The 202-nt window shown below is 48.5% G+C and carries 1 protein-coding gene; it reads left to right on the top strand.

The window, feature by feature from the left end; genetic code table 11:
- Window positions 1-202 (top strand): hypothetical protein (locus CEX98_RS23155; RefSeq protein WP_143484405.1); only part of this gene is annotated, 202 nt, incomplete at its 5' end.

Here is a 202-nt window from a genome sequence, read left to right as displayed (position 1 = left end):
TGCAAAGTCACCTTACCCCACATCCTTGTGGGGCAACACAGAAGAAATGCCAATCAAGCGCTGCCCTTTGGGTTCCCCTGAGTGCGCTTTGTTCATTGTTGCTCAACTTTTGCTTAGATTACTAGGCGGCAAGTCGAGCGCCGCGACCAAAACCCACTCAGGGGAACAAAAATCAAACAGCAAAGGCATTATTAACATGTGA

This window comes from Pseudoalteromonas piscicida, from assembly GCF_002744175.1.
GTDB classification, from domain to species: domain Bacteria; phylum Pseudomonadota; class Gammaproteobacteria; order Enterobacterales; family Alteromonadaceae; genus Pseudoalteromonas; species Pseudoalteromonas piscicida_B.
Note: the sequence above shows the minus strand (reverse complement) of the source record. Positions and strands in the feature narration are given on the sequence as shown.